The following is a 19,280-nucleotide window of genomic DNA, read 5'->3' as shown; positions in this document are numbered from 1 at the left end:
ATCAGCGGCTTTCCAGGCTCGCGGCGCGTGCGTAAGGCAGAGCGCTGTCAGTGCCGCTTACGGCGGACTGTTGCGCATGTTGGCGCAGGTAACCCGGAAGACGCTGCTCATGCCAGGTGGTCTGCCCACCCCGGGCATTGGTGATCACCTGCGGCGCCTCGTCCTGAGTGTAGCCTGCCAGAACCGCCGGACCCTGCACCTGCGGCAGAGCGATCTGCTGGGTGGCGGGGGCCTGCTGGGCCAGGCCGTTGGCGACACCGCTGTCCTGGTGGTACAGGCGAACACCGGCCAGCACGGCCAGGGTCACCGACGCGGCGACCGCCAGGCGGCCAACGTTGCGCCACGGATTGCTCTTTACCGGCGCCGGCGCGGCTTCATCGACCAGGGCGGCGGACACGGCGGCAGCGATATCCAGCTTTGGCAGCGCCGGCTCCCGATGCATCACGGCACGGGCCAGTTGATAACGGGACCAGGTGGCCCGCAATTCGGCGTCCTCGCCGCAGGCTGCAAGCACTCGCCGCAGCTCAAGCTCATCCGCTTCGTTATCCATGACAGCGGACAGCGACTCCTGCAGGGCTTCACGACTCATAGCGGTACCTCTCTTGGCTGTTGCCGCTGTATTCAGACTTCTTCATGCAACAAAGGCTGCAAAGCTTTGTCGATCGCTTCCCGCGCACGGAAGATCCGTGAGCGGACCGTTCCCACCGGACACTGCATCACGGTGGCGATATCTTCGTAACTCAAGCCTTCGAACTCACGCAGGGTCAATGCCGTGCGCAGATCCTCGGGCAACTGCTGAATGGTGCGATGGACTGTTTCCTCGATCTCATCCCGCAGCATGGCTCTTTCCGGCGATTCGATGTCCTTCAGGGCATGGTCGCCCTCGAAAAACTCCGCGTCTTCCGCGGTGACATCGCTGTCCGGCGGACGCCGACCGCGCGCCACCAGGTGGTTCTTCGCGGTGTTGATGGCAATACGGTACAGCCAGGTATAAAAGGCACTGTCGCCTCGGAAGTTACCCAAGGCGCGATACGCCTTGATGAATGCTTCCTGTGCGACATCCTGGGCTTCCTGGGCGTCATGCACGAAACGCACGATCAGCCCGAGAATCTTGTGCTGGTACTTCAGCACCAGCAGATCGAATGCCCGCTTGTCTCCGCGCTGTACCCGTTCAACCAGTTGTTGATCCTGTTCCTGGGTTAGCATGAATGCTCCTCTACGAACCTGGAGGAGCTTCGAGCACCCTGGTGAATCGTCCTGCCAAGATAGACTCGGGACGTCTGCAAAAGTTCTCCCCTCCAAGCATGCGCCGCACAGTTTTTTCACATTGGCGGCAATCGGACCCAGACATGCGTCCGAAGCCCGTTGAATTCAACTGTATCGGGCGAAACACCCGCACCCTCTCCGCGCAGTCCGAGCCTGCGCGAAAGCGACTTAAGGTATTCCGCGTTGGAACCGGAACGACTAAAAAAGTTCCGGCGATTTGCCACGATCCGTCACTCTCGATGCAACGCCGGCGAGCCTGGCTTCACGGCATGAGCGGGAGTCCTTGGAGTCCGCCCTGCGACTGCCGTACGCTGCAGGCGCCTTCGGTGTCATCGGTTCGCCAGTATTGTGCCGTGACACCCTTCTATATACTAGGGCGCCTTTTTGGTGGAGCCGGACATGGGTCAGCACTTCCAGCATGATGTATTGGTGATCGGCAGCGGGGCCGCTGGCCTGACGCTCGCCCTGACGCTGCCGGCGCACCTGCGCATCGCCGTCCTGAGCAAGGGTGAACTGTCCCAGGGCTCGACCTTCTGGGCCCAGGGCGGGGTTGCCGCCGTGCTGGACGACACCGACACCGTCGAGTCCCACGTCGAGGATACCCTGGTCGCGGGCGCCGGCCTGTGCCGCGAAGACGCCGTGAAATTCACCGTCGAGCATAGCCGCGAAGCCATCCAGTGGCTGATCGAACAGGGCGTCCCCTTCACCCGCGACCACGAACCGGGGCGCGAGGACGGCGGCTTCGAATTCCACCTGACCCGCGAAGGCGGCCACAGCCATCGGCGCATCATCCATGCCGCCGACGCCACCGGCGCCGCCATCTTCAACACCCTGTTGGAACAGGCGCGGCAACGGCCGAACATCGAACTGCTGTCGCAGCGGGTCGCGGTCGACCTGATCACCCAGCGCAAGCTCGGCATGAAGGGTCAGCGCTGCCTGGGCGCCTACGTGCTGGACCGCAACACCGGCGAGGTCGATACCTTCGGTGCGCGCTTCACCGTGCTCGCCTCCGGCGGCGCCAGCAAAGTCTACCTTTATACCAGCAACCCGGACGGCAACTCCGGCGACGGCATCGCCATGGCCTGGCGCGCCGGCTGCCGCGTCGGCAACCTGGAATTCAACCAGTTCCACCCGACCTGCCTGTACCACCCGCAGGCCAAGAGCTTCCTGATCACCGAAGCCCTGCGCGGCGAAGGCGGTCTGCTGCGCCTGCCCAACGGCGAACGCTTCATGCAGCGCTTCCATGCCCTCGCCGAACTGGCGCCGCGCGATGTCGTGGCCCGCGCCATCGACCACGAGATGAAGCGCCTGGGTATCGACTACGTCTACCTGGACATCAGCCACAAGCCGGCCGAGTTCATCCGCGAGCACTTCCCCACGGTCTACGAGCGTTGCCTGGACTTCGGCATCGACATCACCCGCGAGCCGATCCCGGTGGTGCCCGCGGCGCACTACACCTGCGGTGGCGTACTGGTCGACCAGCACGGCCACACCGACGTGCCGAACCTCTACGCCATCGGCGAGACCACCTTCACCGGACTGCACGGCGCCAACCGGATGGCGAGCAATTCCCTGCTGGAGTGCTTCGTCTACGCACGCTCCGCTGCCGCCGACATCGTCGACAAGCTCGCCCGTGCGCCCGCCCCCACCGCCCTCCCCAGCTGGGATGCCAGCCAGGTGACCGACTCGGACGAAGACGTGATCATCGCGCACAACTGGGACGAGCTGCGGCGCTTCATGTGGGACTACGTCGGTATCGTGCGCACCAACAAGCGCCTGGCCCGCGCGCAGCATCGCGTGCGCCTGCTGCTGGACGAGATCGACGAGTTCTACTCGAACTACAAGGTCAGCCGCGACCTGATCGAGCTGCGCAACCTGGCCCAGGTGGCCGAGCTGATCATCAACTCCGCCATGCAGCGCCATGAAAGCCGCGGCCTGCACTACACCCTCGACTACCCGGACCTGCTGCCCGAAGCCCGCGACACTATCCTGGCACCGCCCACCTATTCCGACTGAAGCGCAGCCTCACCCGCAGGCGCCGGTGAATATCCGGCGCCAGGGCATCGGCCGGCACGCAGACGCTGCGCGCCAGCCACTGGCCGGGACGGCGGAAACGCAGCACGACCAGCGCTGGCAGCGCCAGGCTGTCCGGCGCCAACCGCACCGGCTGCCAGCCATCCCGCTCGCTCCACACCTGCCACCCCTCCGCACCGTGACGCAAGGCGCGCACGGACGCCGCGGAGCGCAGCAGCACCTGGCGCGACAGGACGTACCACGCGTGCAGCGCACAGGCCAGCAGGCCGAGCAGACTCAGGGAAACGGGAATGGCGGCGAGCAGCAACGCCAGGACGGCGAGCGACTGCCCGCCGAGATAGGCCGCCAGCAACCCGATGGACGGTCGCCAGCGGCATTCGAAGGGGTCACTTCGGCTGGACACGGTCCAGGATCATGCGAACGATGTGGCGCAGGTCGGCATCTTCCGGCTCGCCGCGCTGCATGAACCAGCCGAACATGTCCTGGTCCTCGCACTCCAGCAGCTTGCGGAAGCGTGCCTGGTCCTCTGCCGGCAGGCCGGGGTAGACCTCCTGCACGAAAGGCACCAGCAGCACGTCCAGCTCCAGCATGCCACGGCGGCTGTGCCAGAACAGGCGTTTGAGTTCGATTTCGTCGGTCATCTGCAGGTACCTCGAATAACAGCGGGCGATTACATCGGATCGCTCGCACCGCCACGGGCCGGCGCGAGCCGAGCGGCATTATACGCATGCGGCCCGGCTCCCGGCACCCGCTGACAAGCCTCGGTCCGGGCTCTATCATGAGGCCCCTAACTTTCTTCCAGCGAATCGTGATGACTGCCTCCGCTTCCTTCACCGAACTCGATCACGAAGGGATTCTCGCCGTGCGCGGCGTGGACGCCGCCAAATTCCTCCAGGGCCAGCTGACCTGCAACCTCAGCTACCTGGACGCCGAAACCGCAAGCCTCGGCGCGCGCTGCACCCCCAAGGGACGCATGACCTCCAGCTTCCGCATCCTCGCCGAGGCTGACGGCTACCTGCTGGCGATGGCCAGCGACCTGCTGGAAAGCCAGCTCGCCGACCTCAAGAAGTACGCCGTGTTTTCCAAGGCCAGCCTGTCGGACGACAGCGCCCTGTGGACGCGCTTCGGACTCTGCGGCGCCGATGCCCTGCTCGCCGAGCTGGGCCTGACGCTGAACGGCCAGGCCGATCAGGTGGCGCGCCATGACGGTCTGATCGCCATCGGTCTCGGCCATGGCCGCGTCGAACTCTGGGTACCGGCGTCGCGCGCCACCGAGCTGCGCGAGCGACTGGGCGCCCAACTGGCACACGGCAGCCTCAACGACTGGCTGCTCGGCCAGGTCCGCGCCGGCGTTGGCCAGGTGTTCGGCAGTACCCGCGAGCTGTTCATTCCGCAGATGATCAACCTGCAGGCCGTCGGCGGCGTGAGCTTCAAGAAAGGCTGCTACACCGGCCAGGAAATCGTCGCGCGCATGCAGTACCTCGGCCGCCTCAAGCGCCGCCTGCACCGCCTGCTGCTGGACGGCGACGAATTGCCGGAACCGGGCCGCGAACTGTTCTCGCCGGTGCACAGCACCAGCGTCGGCGAAGTGGTGCTGGCCGCCCGGGCCGCACAAGGCGTGGAGCTGCTGGCCGTGCTGCAGGACGACGCCGTGACCGATGGCCGCGTACGCCTGGGCGAGGCCGAAGGCCAGCCCCTGCAACTGCTGGACCTGCCCTACACCCTGGACAGCGACCGCGAGATTCAGCGCTGAACGCTGCCGGGTGGGGAGCCCGGCACAAGGCTAGGTGTGAGAAATACCATTTGGTGATCCACCTAACCGACGCGTCATGCGCCGCCGTGCAAAATGCAGCCCGTCCCTACGGGTTGCCCGGCAACACGACTCACTAAGAAGCGTCATCAGACCCAATCAGGAAGTGCCATGAGCAAGCTTGCCGACAAAGTACAACAGGATCTGCTGCGGGCCATCGAGAACGATGAACTGGTGCTGCCAACGCTGCCGGAAGTCGCGCTGCGCGTGCGCGAGGCGGCGGAAGACCCGGACAGCAGCATCCAGGATCTCTCCAAGGTGATTGGCAACGATGCCGCGTTGACCGCGCGCATCATCAAGGTGGTGAACAGCCCGCTGCTGCGCACCACCAAGGAAATCACCGACCTGCAGATGGCCATCGGCCGCCTGGGCATGAACTACACCTGCAACCTGGCCACCGGCCTTGCCATGGAACAGATGTTCCAGGCCACCTCCGACGTGGTCGACCGCAAGATGCGCGAAGTCTGGAACAAGAGCACCGAGATCGCCGGCATCTGCCACGCCCTGTGCCGTCACTACACCCGACTGGCGCCAGACCAGGCCACCCTCGCCGGCCTGGTGCACCAGATCGGCGCGCTGCCGATCCTCACCTACGCCGAGGAGCACAGCGAACTGCTGGCCGATTCCATCAGCCTCAACCATGTGATCGAGCGCATCCATCCGATCATCGGCGACCGCATCCTCAAGGCCTGGGACTTCCCCGCGCCAATCGCCTCGGTGCCGGGCCAGCACCTGGACTTCAACCGCGACTCGGTCAAGGTCGACTATGTGGACATCGTCCAGGTCGCCACCCTGCAGAGCTACCTGGGCAGCAATCACCCCTTCACCGAGCTGGACTGGAGCAGCATCCCGGCCTTCGCCAAGCTCGGCCTGGACCCCAACGCCAGCCTCAAGGAAGACGAAGACCTCTCGGCGGCGATGGAAGCCGCGATGAGCATGCTGCAGTAACGGGAAACGCCCGCGAGGTTCCTGCTCTTCGTAGAAGCGAGCTTGCTCGCGAACCAGGGTTTCCTGCGACTCCGCTGTCAGGCGGGTCCGCGAGCAAGCTCGCTCCTACAGGGGCCGGACCTGCCTGAGACTTCGCAGCGTCAGCTCTCGTAGGAGTGGACCTTGTCCACGATATCCCCCCCAAAACCCGCCCTTACCGGCGGGTTTCGCGTTTCTGGCTCAAAGGTTTTCCGTCGGAAAGCTCACCCGCACCAGCAATCCACCCAGCTCGCCCTGCGCCAGCTCGATACGCGCGCGGTGCGCGCTGCAGATCTCGCCGACGATGGCCAACCCCAGACCGGTGCCCTGCTGGCGGCGGCGGTAGAAGCGGCGGAACACCTTGTCGCGCTCCTCCAACGGAATCCCCGGACCGTCGTCCTCCACTTCCAGGCCGGCCGGCGACAGTACGCGGATGATCACGTTGCCGTCCGCCGGAGCATGGGCAATGGCGTTATCCACCAGATTGCTGAGCAGTTCGTTGAGCAGCGTCGGATCGCCCTTCACCCACACCGGATCGTCCGCCTCCAGCGCCAGCGCGACACCCCGCGCATAGGCCAGCGGCGCCAGCGCCAGGCCCAGCTCCCGCGCCAGCTGGCTGAGATCGATGTCCTCCCCTGCTCCTTCGGCGATGGCGCGCGCGCCGCTTTCGACGCGCGCCAGGGACAGCAGCTGGTTCGCCAGCCCGGTCACCCGGTCAGTGTTCTGCACGGCATCCACCAGGGTGGCACGCCATTGCTGCGGATCCTGCTCGCGCAGGCCCAGTTCCAGCCGCGCCTTGAGCGCCGCCAGCGGCGTGCGCAGTTCGTGCGAGGCCTCGGCGATGAATTGCGACTGCCGGTCGAACAGCCCACGCAGGCGCACGGTGAAGTGGTTGAGCGCCGCCACCAGCGGACGCAGCTCACGCTGCACCCGCACCACCGGCAACGGCCGCAGGTCATCCGGCTGCCGCTCCTCCACCGCCGCGCGCAGGCGATCCAGCGGGCGCAGGCCGGCGCTCACCGCGTACCAGACCATCAGCAGCGCGGCGATGGCCGACAGCGCCAGGTTCAACAGGGTGTCGCCGAGCAGGTTGCGCGCCAGCCGCTCGCGGGCGCCCAGGGTTTCCGCCACGCGGATTTCCGCCATGCCGTTGACCGTCGGCTGGCTGACCGGCTGCAGCAGGCTGACCACCCGCACGCCCTGCCCCTGGTACTGGGCGTCGTAGAACTTGGCCAGCGCCGGGTAGTCATCGGTACGTGGCGTCTCCGGCGGTGGCGCAGGCAGGCTCTCGTAGCCGGAAATCATCCGTCCCTGGGGATCGATCACCTGGTAGAAGATGCGACCAGCGCTGTCGTACTCGAAACTGTCCAGCGCCACATAGGGCACGTTGGCGCGCAGGGTGCCGTCGCTGGCGTAGAGCCCGTCGGCGATGTCACGCGCCGAGGCCAGCAGGGTGCGGTCGTAGGCGATGTCGGCGGCATGGCGGGCCCGCCAGTAGGTCACTGCGCTGCCGATCAGCAGCAGCACCAGCAACATCCCACCCAGCCGCCAGAGCAGCCGGCCACGCAGGCTGCCGGCGCCGGGGTAACGCCAGCGGCGCGGCTCAACCATCCTGCGCCTCGAGCAGGTAGCCCAGGCCCCGGAAGGTGACGATGCGCACTGAACTGCCTTCGAGCTTCTTGCGCAGGCGGTGCACGTAGATTTCGATGGCATCGGCGCTGGCGTCCTGGTCCAAGCCGAACACCTGCGCGGCCAGTTGCTCCTTGCTCATCACCCGCCCCGGCCGGGCGATCAGCGCCTCCAGCACGGCCTGCTCGCGGGAGGTCAGGTTCATTGCCTGGTCGGCCAGGGTGAAGCGCCGCGCGCCGAGGTCGTAGACCAGCTCGCCACAGCGCTGCTGCTGTTCACCGCCGAGCACACTGCGCCGCAGCAGGGCTTTTACCCGTGCTTCCAGCTCGGTCAGCTCGAAAGGTTTGGCGAGGTAATCGTCGGCGCCCAGGTTCAACCCGTGGACGCGATCGCGCACTTCGCCACGAGCGGTGAGCATCAGCACCGGAAGGGTCTTGCCGCGCTCGCGCAGGCGTGCCAGCACCTGGAAGCCGTCCAGCCGCGGCAAGCCGACATCGAGGATCGCCAGGGCGTAATCCTCACTGGCCAGGGCCAGGTCCGCGGCTACGCCATCCTGCAGCAGGTCCACGGTCCAGCCGGCGCCCTTGAGCGCCTGGGCGACGCTTTCGCCCAGTTGGGGATGGTCTTCGACCAGGAGGATTCGCACGCGCTTCTACCCCTCGGGGCTACAGGATTTGGCCGGCAGTTTACCCATCCGCAAGCCCCTGTGAATGGGGGAAATTCGCTGAAAACACTGCGAAAGGGAACTGAAAGCCTGGTGAAAGCTTAGCCCGTTAGCATCGCCCCCAAGCGGCGAAGACTGCTCAGAGCGAAAGGCGGCGTGGTGCCCTTTCGTGACAACAACAAGAACCGGAGACCACAGATGACCATTGCCCAGCCCCAGGCTGCACTGGCTGTCCGCAAGCCGTTTTTCCCCTGCCTGTCCCCTGCCCACGCGAGCGCCGTGCTGGCCTTCGCCGGTGTCGCCCCCTTGTGCGATGCCGCAGGTTTCATCGAAGACAGCAGCGCCAAGCTCAGCACCCAGAACATCTACTTCAACCGTGATTTTCGCGACGGCAGCGGCCAGTCCAAGCGCGAAGAATGGGCGCAGGGCTTCATCCTCGATTTCCAGTCCGGCTATACCCCCGGCACCATCGGCGTCGGCCTCGACGCCATGAGCATGCTGGGCCTGAAGCTCGACTCCTCGCCCGACCGCACCGGCACCGGCCTGCTGCCGACCCACGACGACGGGCGCGCCGCCGATGAGTACAGCAAGCTCGGCCTGACCGCCAAGTTCAAGGTCTCCGAGACGGAGCTGAAGATCGGCAGCCTGATCCCCGACCTGCCGACGCTGCAACCCAACGACAGCCGCCTGTTCCCGCAGACCTTCGAAGGCGGCCTGCTCAACTCCACCGACCTGCCCGGCCTCGACTTCACCGGCGGCCGCCTGGAGAAGGCCAGGGACCGCGACTCCACCGACTGGCAGGACCTGGCGCTGAACAACAAGAACAAGCGCTTTTCCGGCGGCAGCGCCGAAGGCAACCACTACGACCTGGCCGGCGGCGACTACAAACTCACCGACCACTTCACTGGCCGCTACCACTACGCCTCCCTGGACGACGTCTATCGTCAGCACTTCGTCGGCCTGCTCGCCAGCTACCCGCTCGGCCCCGGAAAATTCAGCGCCGACCTGCGCCTGGCGGTCAGCGATGACCAGGGCGCAGCCCGTGGCGGGGAGATCGACAACCGCGCCTTCAACGGCATGCTCGGCTACGCCCTGGGCGCCAACAAGCTCAGCCTCGGCTGGCAGCAGATGAACGGCGACACCGCCTTCCCCTACATCGACGGCAGCAACCCGTACCTGGTGAACTTCGTGCAGGTCGGCGACTTCGCCGACGCCGAGGAACGCTCCTGGCAGTTGCGCCACGACTTCGACTTTGCCGGCCTCGGGATTCCCGGCCTGACCCTGATGAATCGCTACGTCAGCGGCGACGATGCCAGAATCAATGGCATGGACGGCCACGGCAAGGAATGGGAACGCAACACCGACATCAAGTACGTAATCCAGAGCGGCCCGCTCAAGGACGTAGCCGTGCGCGTGCGCAACGCCACCTACCGTTCGAGCTTCGCGCGGGACGCCGACGAGACACGTATCTACCTCAGCTACTCCCTGGCGATCTGGTAAACCAACAACAACAAGAGAGGAATTGCCCCATGTCCACCGTCCTGCGCAACCTGACCCTCGCCGGCGCCACCCTGCTGTTCGCCGGTAGCCTGATCGCCGAGCCCAAGCGCCCGGAATGTATCGCCCCGGCCTCCCCCGGCGGCGGCTTCGACCTCACCTGCAAGCTGGCGCAGAGCGCCCTGATGGATTCGAAGCTGCTGTCCAAGCCGATGCGCGTCACCTACATGCCCGGCGGCGTTGGCGCCGTGGCCTACAACGCGGTGGTCGCCCAGCGACCGGCCGACGGCAACACCATCACCGCCTTCTCCAGCGGCTCGCTGCTGAACCTGGCCCAGGGCAAGTTCGGCCGCTTCGACGAGAACGCGGTGAAGTGGCTGGCGGCGGTAGGCACCAGCTACGGCGCCATCGCGGTGCCGGCGGACTCGCCGTTCAAGAACCTCGGTGATCTGGTCGCGGCGCTGAAGGCCGACCCGAGCAAGGTGGTGATCGGCTCCGGCGGCACCGTCGGCAGCCAGGACTGGATGCAGACCGCGCTGATCGCCAAGGCCGCCGGCATCGACCCCAAGCAACTGCGCTACGTCGCCCTGGAAGGCGGCGGTGAGATCGCCACGGCGCTGCTGGGCGGGCACATCCAGGTCGGCAGCACCGACATCTCAGACTCCATGCCACACATCCGCGCAGGCAAGATGCGCCTGCTGGCGGTATTCGCCGAGGAGCGCCTGAAGGATGAGGGCATGACCGACATCCCCACCGCCAAGGAACAGGGCTACGACATCGTCTGGCCGGTGGTGCGCGGCTTCTACGTCGGCCCGAAGGTGAGCGACGAGGACTACGCATTCTGGAAAGGCGCCTTCGACAAGCTGCTGGCCTCGGAAGACTTCGCCAAGCTGCGCGACCAGCGCGAGCTGTTCCCCTTCGCCATGACCGGGCCGGAGCTGGATACCTACGTGAAGCAGCAGGTCACCCAGTATAAGCAGCTCGCCCGCGAGTTCGGCCTCATCCAGTAACGCCCCGCGCGGCGTCGGCGGCCGCCCAAGGTCGCCGACGCAAGGAGTCATCCCATGTCGCAAACCAGCCTCTTCCAGCGGCTGTTCGCCGGCGCCTGGCTGCTCGCCTGCGTCGCCTTCGCCCTGATCGCCTGGAACTACCAGGCGCCCTTCTCCTACGAACCGGTCGGCCCGCGCGCCTACCCCCTGCTCTGCCTGGGCCTGATGGCCGCCGGCCTGGCCTGGCTGATCGCCCGTCCGACGCCGATCAAGCGCGAGGAAGACGAGCCCGCGCTGGAAGGCGCGCTGCTGGCCAAGGTGGTGCTCTGCGTTGCCCTGCTGGTGGTCTATGCCGGCCTCTTCGAACCGCTGGGCTTCATCCCGGCCAGCGCCCTGGTCGGCACCTTCATCGCTCTGATCTACGGCGGCCGCCCGGTGGCCAGCGTGGTCACCGCGACGCTGCTCGCCATCGGCCTGTACCTGCTGTTCGACCGCACCCTGGATGTCCCGCTGCCGCTGGGCATCCTCGAACCCCTGCTCTGAGGACTGAGTCATGGATACCTTGAGTTATCTCGGCCAGGGCTTCGGTGTCGCCCTGACGCCCTACAACCTCATCACCGCGCTGATCGGCACCCTGATCGGCACCGTCGTCGGCCTGCTGCCGGGCCTGGGTCCGATCAACGGCGTGGCCCTGCTGATCCCGGTAGCCTTCGCCCTCGGCCTGCCGCCGGAGTCAGCGCTGATCCTGCTGGCCGCCGTGTACCTGGGCTGCGAGTACGGCGGGCGGATTTCCTCGATCCTGTTGAACATCCCCGGCGAAGCCTCCACCGTGATGACCACCCTCGACGGCTACCCCATGGCCCGCAAGGGTCTGGCCGGCGTGGCCCTGTCGCTGTCGGCCTGGAGCTCGTTCATCGGCGCCTTCATCGCCACCTGCGGCATGGTGCTGTTCGCCCCGCTGCTGGCGAAATGGGCGATCGCCTTCGGCCCGGCGGAATACTTCGTGCTGATGGTGTTCGCCATCGTCGCCCTCGGCGGCCTGGCCGGTGACCGTCCGCTGAAGACCCTGCTGGCCGCCCTGCTCGGACTGTTCCTGTCCAGCGTGGGCATCGACGCCAACAGCGGCGTGTACCGCTTCACCTTCGACAGCATCCACGTTTCCGACGGCATCCAGTTCGTGGTGCTGGTGCTGGGCCTGTTCTCGGTGAGCGAGATCCTCCTGCTGCTGGAGAAGACCCACCACGGCCACAAGATGGTCGAGGCCAGCGGACGCATGCTGTTCAACGTCAAGGAAGCGGCCTCGGTCTTCGTGGTCAACCTGCGCTGTGGCGTGCTGGGCTTCATCATGGGCGTACTGCCCGGCGCAGGCGCGACGCTGGCCAGCGCCGTGGCCTATATGACCGAGAAGAAGCTGGCCGGCGACAAGGGCCAGTTCGGCAAGGGCGACATGCGCGGCCTGGCGGCACCGGAAACCGCCATCGGCGGCGCGGCGTGCGGCGCCCTGGTGCCCATGCTGACCCTCGGCGTGCCCGGCTCGGGCACCACGGCGGTGATGATCGGCGCGCTCAGCCTGTACAACATCACCCCCGGCCCGCTGCTGTTCCAGGAACAGCCGAACATCGTCTGGGGCCTGATCGCCTCGCTGTTCATCGCCAACGTCATGCTGATCATCCTCAACGTGCCGATGGTCCGGGTGTTCACCCGTATCCTCTCGGTGCCGAACTGGGCGCTGGTGCCAGGCATCGCGATCATCACCGCGATCGGCGTGTACGCCGTGCATGCCACCACCTTCGACCTGTTCCTGATGGTCGCCATCGGCATCCTCGGCTACATCCTGCGAAAGTTGGACTTCCCGCTCTCGCCGCTGCTGCTGGGCTTCATCCTCGGCGGGCTGATGGAGCAGAACCTGCGCCGCGCGCTGTCGATCTCCAACGGCGAACTGGGCATCCTCTGGTCCAGCCCGATCACCCTCGGCACCTGGGCGCTGGTGGTGCTCATGCTCGGCCTGCCGCTGTACCGCGCCTGGCGCAAGCGCAGCCGTCGCGCAACGGTCGAGCTGGCGGATGCATAAGCTGGCGAACTGGCGCCTGTTCTGGGCAACGCCCCTGATCGGCGCCCTTGGCGGCTGGCTGGCCTCTCTGGTCGGCTGGCCGCTGCCCTGGATGATCGGCTCGCTGCTGGCGGTGATGCTCAGCCGCTGCCTGCTCGACTGGCCGCTCGCGGAAGTGCCCGGCGCACGCAAGGCCGGGCAATGGGTGGTGGGCACCGGGATCGGCCTGCACTTCACCCCGGCGGTGGTCGAGCAGGTGCTCGAACATGGCGCCATCGTGGTGCTCGGCGCGCTGGCCACCACCTTGTCGAGCCTTGCCGCTATCGCCGTGCTGCGGCGCGCCGGCGAGGATCGCGCCACGGCGTTCTTCTCCAGCATGCCCGGCGGCGCCAGCGAGATGGTCAACCTCGGCCTGCGCCACGGCGCGCAGTCCAGCCGCGTGGCGGCGGCGCAGAGCCTGCGCCTGCTACTGGTGGTTCTGCTGGTGCCGGCGGCCTTCACCTGGCTGCTGGATACCCCGCCGCCAAGCGCGCACTCCGTTACTGTCAGCTGGGGCTGGCTGGCCCTGCTGCTGCCGGCTGGCGCCGTGGTCGCACTGGTCCTGCAGAAGCTGCGCCAACCCAATCCCTGGCTGCTCGGGCCGCTGCTGGTCAGCGCCGTCGCCGCCATCGCCGCCGATCTGCAGATCGGCCTGCCAGCGGGCAGCAGCTCCCTGGGCCAATGGTTGATCGGCAGCGCGCTGGGCTGTCATTTCAATCGCAGTTTCTTCCGCAATGCCCCGGCCTTCATCGGCCGCAGCCTGGCCTGCACCCTGTGGATGATGCTGGCGGCGGCGCTGGTGGCGGAGCTGATCGGCTGGCTCGGGCCGCTGGATCACCAGTCACTGATGCTCGGCATGATGCCCGGCGGCATCGCCGAGCTGAGCCTGACCGCCGAGGCGCTGCAACTCTCGGTACCACTGGTGACGGCACTGCAGGTACTGCGCCTGCTGCTGGTGCTGTTCCTCGCCGAACCCTGTTTCCGTCTCTGGCAACGTCGCGCCGAGGCAACGGAGTAAGTGCCACGCTCGCCGGATTGAGTTCTCCGGCGATTTCTCCAGGCCCGCCTCGTGCGGGCCTCTTTTTTTGCGGGCGCGCCGTCAGACCGGCGGCAGCGACCAGTCGATGGGCGCCAGGCCGTGCTGTTCGAGGAACTTGTTGGTGCGGCTGAAATGTCCGTTGCCGAGGAAGCCCCGGTAGGCCGACAGCGGCGAGGGGTGCGCCGACTTGAGGACCAGGTGCTTCTGCGCGTCGATCAGCTTCTGCTTGCTCTGCGCATGGGAGCCCCAGAGCAGGAACACCAGGTTCTCGCAGCGCTGACTGACCACCTCGATCACCTTGTCGGTGAACAGCTGCCAGCCGGCCTGGGCGTGGGAGCCGGCGCGGGCCTGCTCGACGGTGAGTGAGGTGTTGAGCAGCAGCACGCCCTGCTCGGCCCAATGCTGCAGATAGCCGTGGTTGGGGATCGGCAGGTTGAGGTCGCGCTGCAGCTCCTTATAGATGTTCTGCAGCGACGGCGGCGTCGGCACGCCCGGCTGTACCGAGAAGCACAGGCCGTGGGCCTGGCCGGGACCGTGGTAGGGGTCCTGGCCGATGATCACCACCTTCACATGGTCCAGCGGCGTGGTGTTCAACGCATTGAAGATCAGCGGACCGGGCGGGAAGATCACCTTGCCGGCGGCCTTTTCCGCGCGGAGGAACTCGCCCAGCTGCTTCATGTAGGGCTTCTCGAACTCCTCGTGGAGGGCTTCCTTCCAGCTGGCTTCCAGCTTGATCCGATCTTCATTCGTCATGGTGCGTCTGCCTGGTAAAACGAACCGGCACGCTAAGCAAGCGCCCCGGTCAAGTCAAGGCGCCGCGCGCCGGGACTAGCCCGTATGCAGCGCCCGGTAATGACTGGGCGCCATGCCCACCACGCGCTTGAACAGCCGCGAGAAGTAATAGGCATCGGCGTAACCCAGTTGCTCGGCGACCTGGCGCACTTCCAGGTTGCCCTGGTCGAGCAGGCGACAGGCGTGGGTCATCTTCAGGCGGATGAAGTCCTGGATCGGCGCCTGCCCGGTCAGCGCCCGGTAGGTCTTGGCGAAGTGAAATCGCGACAGGCGGAACTGCGCGGCCAGTTCGTCGAGGTTCAGCGCGTCATGCAGGTGTTCGCGCATCAGGGCCTGCACTGCTTCCACATCCAGCACGCGCCCGGACTTCAGCCGCGCCCGCACCGGGCGCAGGGCCAGGGAGGTCAGCAGGCTCTGCAACAAGTGCGCGGCGTGGATGAAGTGCGGCAGGCTCAGGCCCTGCCGGCGCAACGCCAGCAGTGCATCGAATTCGCCGAGCAGACGAGGCTGCACCCCAACCCGCAAGCGCGGCGACTTGCCCAGCGGACGCAGGAACTCCTCTGCCAGCCGGCCATCCAGGTGCACCCAGAAGATCGACCAGGGCCGCTGCGCATCGGCGCCATAGGCATGGGCGCGGCCCTTGGGCAGCACCAGCAGATCACCACCAGCAACCTCGAATCGTCCATCCGCTGTTTCCAGCCAGCCGTGGCCGGCGCTGCAGTAGATCAACAGGTGATCGTCCGGATTCTCCCGCTCCATGCGGTGCCCCACCGCCGCCGGGTAATAGCCCAGCGCCAGTGGATAGCAGGCCTGGCCCAGTGGATGACGGTCCAACGCCCGGCGCAGACGCGGCGGCGTGATGAAGCGAACGCCCTGCTGGGGCAGCGGCCAGGATGAGGTGAGGGGACGGGACATGGCGAGGATTCCGCGCTCGTGAATGCCAAGATCGTCCATCCCCCGAGCAAGATCGTCAATCCACAGCCGTCCACGCAACGGCTATAACCGATGAAAATTCGCGCACCGCGCGACGATGTGGCCGACAAGAACAATCCGAGGTAGCTGCATGCATTTCGATCTGTCCGAAGAACAACGCCTGCTGGTAGACAGCGCCCGCGCCTTCGCCAGCCGCGAACTGGCCCCCCACGCCGCCGACTGGGACCGCCAGCACCACTTCCCGGTGGAGGTGATCCGCCGCGCCGCCGAGCAGGGCTACCTGGGCCTCTACATCGCCGAGGAGGATGGCGGCCTGGGGCTGTCGCGGCTGTCCGCCTCGCTGATCTTCGAGCAGCTGGCCGCCGGCTGCGTCGCCACCACCGCCTACATCACCATCCACAACATGGCCACCTGGATGCTCGCCAGCTTCGGCGACGCCGCGCTCAAGGATCAGTGGCTAGCGGGGATGATCGGCGGCGAGCACCTGGCCTCCTATTGCCTCACCGAGCCGGACGCCGGCTCCGACGCCGCGCACCTGCGCACCCGCGCCCGCCGCGACGGCGATGAGTACGTGCTGGACGGGGCCAAGACCTTCATTTCCGGCGCCGGCAGTACCGACGTGCTGATCGTCATGGCACGCACCGGAGTGGACGGCGCCAAGGGCATCTCCTGCTTCCTGGTGCCGGCCAACGCCGAGGGCATCCGCTACGGCCGCAACGAGGACAAGATGGGCTGGAAGGCCCAGCCGACCCGCACCATCACCTTCGAGGGCGTGCGCATCCCGGCGGGCAACCGCATCGGCCCGGAAGGGCAGGGCTTCGTCTATGCCATGAAAGGCCTGGACGGCGGCCGCCTGAACATCGCCAGCTGCTCCCTGGGCGCGGCCCAGGCGGCGCTGGAGCAGTCGCTGCGCTACGTCGAGGAGCGCAAGCAGTTCGGCAAGGCGCTGGCCGAGTTCCAGGCGCTGCAGTTCAAGCTCGCCGACATGCTCACCGACCTCACCGCCAGCCGGCAGATGGTGCGCCTGGCCGCCCACAAGCTGGACCACAAGGACGGCGAGGCGACCCTGTACTGCGCCATGGCCAAACGCTTCGCCACCGACCGCTGCTTCGCCCTGTGCAACGAGGCGCTGCAACTGCACGGCGGCTACGGCTACCTCAATGACTACCCGCTGGAGCGCTGGGTGCGCGACAGCCGCGTGCACCAGATCCTGGAGGGCACCAACGAGATCATGCGGGTGATCGTCGCCCGCCGCCTGCTGGAACAGGGTGGAATGCTGGATCGCCTGCTCTGACGCCTTTCCTGTAGGAGCGAGGGGGACGCCGTCGTTATTGCTCGCGAACAGTCTCCGCAGCGGGGTTGGTTCGCGAGCAAGCTCGCTCCTACGAAAAGCACACAACTGCCGCACTGGAAAAACCGCCCGCCCACGCGGACGCAATCGAACAGATAGGACATGGACGCGCGCCATCGCGCGCGCCTAGAGTCCAGGCACATACGTCCGCCCGCCGGCGGCACCGACAAGGAGATGCCCATGAGCAACGCCCTCGAGCCCTACAAGCCCGGAGTCTTCGACCTGACCCACAAGCTGACCGTGGAAAAGCACGGCCACACCGCGCTGATCACCATCAATCATCCGCCAGCCAACACCTGGGACCGCGACTCGCTGATCGGCCTGCGCCAAGTGATCGAGCACCTCAACCGCGACGATGACATCTACGCCCTGGTGGTGACCGGCCAGGGCCCGAAATTCTTCTCCGCCGGCGCCGACCTGAACATGTTCGCCGACGGCGACAAGGCCCGTGCCCGCGAGATGGCCCGCCGCTTCGGCGAAGCCTTCGAGGCGCTGCGCGACTTCCGTGGCGTGTCCATCGCCGCGATCAACGGCTACGCCATGGGCGGCGGCCTGGAATGCGCCCTGGCCTGCGACATCCGCATCGCCGAGCGCCAGGCGCAGATGGCCCTGCCGGAAGCCGCCGTGGGCCTGTTGCCCTGCGCCGGCGGCACCCAGGCGTTGCCCTGGCTGGTGGGCGAAGGCTGGGCCAAGCGCATGATCCTCTGCGGCGAGCGCGTCGACGCCGACACCGCGCTGCGCATCGGCCTGGTCGAGCAGGTGGTGGATACCGGCGAAGCGCGCGGCACCGCCCTGCTGCTGGCGGCCAAGGTCGCCCGCCAGAGCCCGGTCGCGGTACGCACCATCAAACCGCTGATCCAGGGCGCCCGCGAACGCGGCCCGACCACCTGGCTGCCGGAAGAGCGCGAGCGCTTCGTCGATCTGTTCGATGCCGACGACACCCGCGAAGGCGTCAACGCCTTCCTGGAAAAACGCGAGCCGCATTGGCGCAACCAGTAAGGGACTGACCATGAACGTGATGTTCGAAGAGCGCCCCGGCCTGCACGGCTTTCGCATTGGTATCGCCACCCTCGACGCCGAGAAGAGCCTGAACGCCCTGAGCCTGCCGATGATCGAAGCGCTGAGCCATCAGCTGGGCGTCTGGCAGAACGACCCGCAGATCGCCTGCGTAGTACTGCGCGGCAATGGCGGCAAGGCCTTCTGCGCCGGCGGCGACGTGCGCAAGCTGGTCGACGCCTGCCGCGAGCAGCCCGGCGGGGTGCCTACCCTCGCCCGCCGCTTCTTCGCCGACGAATACCGCCTGGACTACCTCATCCACAGCTACGGCAAACCGCTGATCTGCTGGGCCCACGGCTACGTGATGGGCGGCGGCATGGGGCTGATGCAGGGCGCCGGGGTACGCATCGTCACCCCGTCCACCCGCCTGGCCATGCCGGAAATCAGCATCGGCCTGTACCCGGATGTCGGCGCCAGCTGGTTCCTCGCCCGCCTGCCCGGCCGCCTCGGCCTGTTCCTCGGGCTGACCGCCACGCAGATGAACGCCCGCGACGCATTGGACCTGGACCTGGCCGACCGCTTCCTGCTCGACACCCAGCAGGACGACCTGATCGAAGGCCTGGTGCAGCTGAACTGGCGCGAACAGCCCGCCGTGCAGTTGCACAGCCTGCTCCAGGCGCTGGAGCACGAAGTCCGCGGGGAACTGCCGCAAGCCCAGTTGCTGCCTCGCCGCGAACGCATCGATGCGCTGCTGGACTGCGCCAATGTGGTGGAGGCCTGGCACGCGCTGGCCCCGCTCACCGAGGACAGCGATGCGTTGATCGCCAAGGGCGCGAAGACCCTGGTGTCCGGCTGCCCGCTGACGGCCCGCCTGGTCTGGGAACAGATTCGTCGCGCGCGCCATCTGTCGACGGCCGAGGTGTTCCGCATGGAGTACGCGATGAGCCTGAACTGCTGCCGCCACCCGGAATTCCCAGAAGGCGTGCGCGCCCGGCTGATCGACAAGGACAACGCCCCGCACTGGCACTGGCCGGATATCGCTGCCATACCTGATGCAGTGGTGAATGCGCACTTCGACGCGACCTGGGAGGGCGAGCATCCGCTGGCGGATCTCTAGGTCCCTTCCCCTGTAGGAGCGAGCTTGTGACCCACAGGGATGTGGGAAATGCCGAAATCCGTCGGGAACGGATTCGGCCTCGCAAACCCACCCCCGCTGCGGGGCTGT

Annotated in this window: 19 protein-coding genes; 11 read left to right on the top strand and 8 right to left on the bottom strand. The window is 66.8% G+C overall.

Features of this window, described 5'->3' with window-relative positions:
* Position 1: 1 nt before the first annotated feature.
* Together SD196_RS06440 and rpoE are read right to left on the bottom strand one after the other, a co-directional pair.
* Entirely contained in the window at positions 2 to 589 is a 588-nt protein-coding gene (locus SD196_RS06440; RefSeq protein WP_275610537.1) for a sigma-E factor negative regulatory protein, read from the bottom strand.
* A gap of 32 nt (positions 590 to 621) precedes the next feature.
* Positions 622 to 1,206, bottom strand: coding sequence for an RNA polymerase sigma factor RpoE (gene rpoE, locus SD196_RS06435; RefSeq protein ID WP_015476086.1), 585 nt, complete (start codon positions 1,204 to 1,206; stop codon positions 622 to 624).
* 459 nt (positions 1,207 to 1,665) lie between these two features.
* On the opposite strand from rpoE, the gene nadB reads away from it, so the two are divergent.
* Entirely contained in the window at positions 1,666 to 3,282 is a 1,617-nt protein-coding gene (gene nadB, locus SD196_RS06430) for an L-aspartate oxidase (protein WP_275610536.1), read from the top strand.
* On the opposite strand, the gene SD196_RS06425 is transcribed toward nadB, so the two are convergent.
* Together SD196_RS06425 and SD196_RS06420 are read right to left on the bottom strand one after the other, a co-directional pair.
* Entirely contained in the window at positions 3,251 to 3,703 is a 453-nt protein-coding gene (locus SD196_RS06425) for a protein YgfX (RefSeq protein ID WP_416311192.1), read from the bottom strand. The genes nadB and SD196_RS06425 overlap by 32 nt on opposite strands.
* Positions 3,687 to 3,941: a succinate dehydrogenase assembly factor 2 gene (locus tag SD196_RS06420; protein WP_275610534.1), complete on the bottom strand. Its 255-nt coding sequence runs from the start codon at positions 3,939 to 3,941 to the stop codon at positions 3,687 to 3,689. Before SD196_RS06420 ends, SD196_RS06425 begins: the two co-directional genes overlap by 17 nt.
* Before the next feature lie 170 nt (positions 3,942 to 4,111).
* Here SD196_RS06420 and SD196_RS06415 point away from each other — a divergent pair, with 170 nt between their 5' ends.
* A complete protein-coding gene (locus SD196_RS06415) occupies positions 4,112 to 5,053 on the top strand; it encodes a YgfZ/GcvT domain-containing protein (protein ID WP_343574452.1) in 942 nt (313 codons plus the stop codon).
* Positions 5,054 to 5,221: 168 nt separating this feature from the next.
* Positions 5,222 to 6,058 (top strand): HDOD domain-containing protein, encoded by an 837-nt coding sequence (locus SD196_RS06410; RefSeq protein WP_275610532.1) that lies wholly within the window; start codon positions 5,222 to 5,224, stop codon positions 6,056 to 6,058.
* Positions 6,059 to 6,277: 219 nt separating this feature from the next.
* Here the strand turns inward: SD196_RS06410 and SD196_RS06405 are convergent, their stop codons facing one another.
* A complete protein-coding gene (locus SD196_RS06405) occupies positions 6,278 to 7,687 on the bottom strand; it encodes a sensor histidine kinase (protein WP_370600853.1) in 1,410 nt (469 codons plus the stop codon).
* On the bottom strand, positions 7,680 to 8,351 hold the full coding sequence (locus SD196_RS06400) for a response regulator (RefSeq protein WP_275610530.1): 672 nt from the start codon (positions 8,349 to 8,351) through the stop codon (positions 7,680 to 7,682). Before SD196_RS06400 ends, SD196_RS06405 begins: the two co-directional genes overlap by 8 nt.
* Before the next feature lie 216 nt (positions 8,352 to 8,567).
* Here SD196_RS06400 and SD196_RS06395 point away from each other — a divergent pair, with 216 nt between their 5' ends.
* The 5 genes from SD196_RS06395 to SD196_RS06375 are packed head-to-tail and all read left to right on the top strand — an operon-like array spanning position 8,568 to position 13,962.
* Entirely contained in the window at positions 8,568 to 9,869 is a 1,302-nt protein-coding gene (locus tag SD196_RS06395; RefSeq protein WP_416311191.1) for an OprD family porin, read from the top strand.
* A gap of 29 nt (positions 9,870 to 9,898) precedes the next feature.
* Positions 9,899 to 10,876, top strand: a complete 978-nt coding sequence (locus tag SD196_RS06390) for a Bug family tripartite tricarboxylate transporter substrate binding protein (RefSeq protein WP_275610528.1) — start codon at positions 9,899 to 9,901, stop codon at positions 10,874 to 10,876.
* 54 nt (positions 10,877 to 10,930) lie between these two features.
* The gene (locus SD196_RS06385) at positions 10,931 to 11,398 is read left to right on the top strand and encodes a tripartite tricarboxylate transporter TctB family protein (RefSeq protein ID WP_275610527.1); all 468 of its coding nucleotides are present in this window, start codon (positions 10,931 to 10,933) and stop codon (positions 11,396 to 11,398) included.
* A gap of 10 nt (positions 11,399 to 11,408) precedes the next feature.
* Entirely contained in the window at positions 11,409 to 12,926 is a 1,518-nt protein-coding gene (locus tag SD196_RS06380) for a tripartite tricarboxylate transporter permease (RefSeq protein WP_416311190.1), read from the top strand.
* On the top strand, positions 12,919 to 13,962 hold the full coding sequence (locus SD196_RS06375; protein ID WP_275610525.1) for an AbrB family transcriptional regulator: 1,044 nt from the start codon (positions 12,919 to 12,921) through the stop codon (positions 13,960 to 13,962). The genes SD196_RS06380 and SD196_RS06375 overlap by 8 nt, the downstream gene beginning before the upstream one ends.
* Before the next feature lie 81 nt (positions 13,963 to 14,043).
* Here SD196_RS06375 and ung read toward each other — a convergent pair whose 3' ends face one another.
* Together ung and SD196_RS06365 are read right to left on the bottom strand one after the other, a co-directional pair.
* Positions 14,044 to 14,736: a uracil-DNA glycosylase gene (gene ung / locus SD196_RS06370; protein WP_275610524.1), complete on the bottom strand. Its 693-nt coding sequence runs from the start codon at positions 14,734 to 14,736 to the stop codon at positions 14,044 to 14,046.
* Between the two features lie 75 nt (positions 14,737 to 14,811).
* Complete coding sequence (locus tag SD196_RS06365; RefSeq protein WP_275610523.1) at positions 14,812 to 15,690, bottom strand: AraC family transcriptional regulator; 879 nt, start codon at positions 15,688 to 15,690, stop codon at positions 14,812 to 14,814.
* Between the two features lie 148 nt (positions 15,691 to 15,838).
* On the opposite strand from SD196_RS06365, the gene SD196_RS06360 reads away from it, so the two are divergent.
* From SD196_RS06360 to SD196_RS06350, 3 genes are all read left to right on the top strand, one after another.
* Positions 15,839 to 17,002 (top strand): isobutyryl-CoA dehydrogenase, encoded by a 1,164-nt coding sequence (locus tag SD196_RS06360; RefSeq protein ID WP_331316563.1) that lies wholly within the window; start codon positions 15,839 to 15,841, stop codon positions 17,000 to 17,002.
* Positions 17,003 to 17,239: 237 nt separating this feature from the next.
* The gene (locus tag SD196_RS06355) at positions 17,240 to 18,058 is read left to right on the top strand and encodes an enoyl-CoA hydratase (protein ID WP_275610521.1); all 819 of its coding nucleotides are present in this window, start codon (positions 17,240 to 17,242) and stop codon (positions 18,056 to 18,058) included.
* 10 nt (positions 18,059 to 18,068) lie between these two features.
* A complete protein-coding gene (locus tag SD196_RS06350) occupies positions 18,069 to 19,172 on the top strand; it encodes an enoyl-CoA hydratase/isomerase family protein (protein ID WP_416311189.1) in 1,104 nt (367 codons plus the stop codon).
* Positions 19,173 to 19,280: the final 108 nt, after the last annotated feature.

It is taken from the genome of Pseudomonas macauensis (assembly GCF_047902425.1).
Classification (GTDB): domain Bacteria; phylum Pseudomonadota; class Gammaproteobacteria; order Pseudomonadales; family Pseudomonadaceae; genus Pseudomonas.
The sequence above is the reverse complement of the archived record's forward strand: the minus strand, read 5'-3'. Positions and strand labels throughout refer to the sequence as shown.